The 921-nt window shown below is 70.6% G+C and carries 1 protein-coding gene; it reads left to right on the top strand.

Annotation, left to right across the window (positions count from 1 at the left end):
* The coding region (locus AC27VN_RS42335; protein WP_490880649.1) for an NAD(P) transhydrogenase subunit alpha at positions 1-921 on the top strand (921 nt) is incomplete at both ends.

The raw sequence follows: 921 nt of genomic DNA, 5'->3' as shown, positions 1-921 counted from the left end.
TGACCGATGCGGCCTACCAGGCGGCCGGTGCCGAGATCACCGACCAGGCCGGCGCCTTCGGCGCCGACATCGTGCTCAAGGTGCGCGCCCCGAGCGACGCCGAATGCGCGCTCGCCAAGTCCGGCAGCGTGCTCGTGGGCATGCTCAACCCCTTCGACGCCGCCGGCCTGCAGCGCGTGGCCGCGGCCGGCCTCACCGGCTTCGCGCTCGAAGCCGCGCCGCGCACCACCCGTGCCCAGAGCATGGACGTGCTCAGCTCCCAGGCCAACATCGCCGGCTACAAGGCCGTGATGATCGCGGCCGACAAGTACCAGCGCTTCTTCCCGATGCTGATGACCGCCGCCGGCACCGTGAAGGCCGCGCGGGTGGTCATCCTCGGCGTGGGCGTCGCGGGCCTGCAGGCCATCGCCACGGCCAAGCGCCTGGGCGCGGTCATCGAAGCGTCCGACGTTCGTCCCAGCGTCAAGGAACAGATCGAATCGCTGGGCGGCAAGTTCATCGACGTGCCCTACGAGACCCAGGAAGAGAAGGACGCGGCCGAGGGCGTGGGTGGCTATGCCCGTCCGATGCCCGCGAGCTGGCTCACGCGCCAGCAGGCCGAGGTCGCCAAGCGCGTGGCGCTGGCCGACGTCGTGATCAGCACCGCGCTGATCCCGGGGCGCGCCGCGCCGACCCTGATCACCGAGGACATGGTCAAGTCGATGAAGCCCGGTTCGGTCATCGTCGACATCGCCGCCGGCAAAGGTCCGGACGGGGTGGGCGGCAACTGCCCGCTGTCCGAAGCCGACAAGACCGTCGTCAAGCACGGCGTGACCATCGTCGGCGAGACCAACCTCGCCGCGCTGGTGGCGGCCGACGCCTCGGCGCTGTACGCGCGCAACGTGCTCGACTTCCTCAAGCTCGTGCTGACCAAGGAGGGCG

The sequence above is a fragment of the Variovorax sp. 20P10.2.4 genome (genome assembly GCF_058244205.1).
This window is presented reverse-complemented; position numbering and strand designations above follow the sequence as displayed.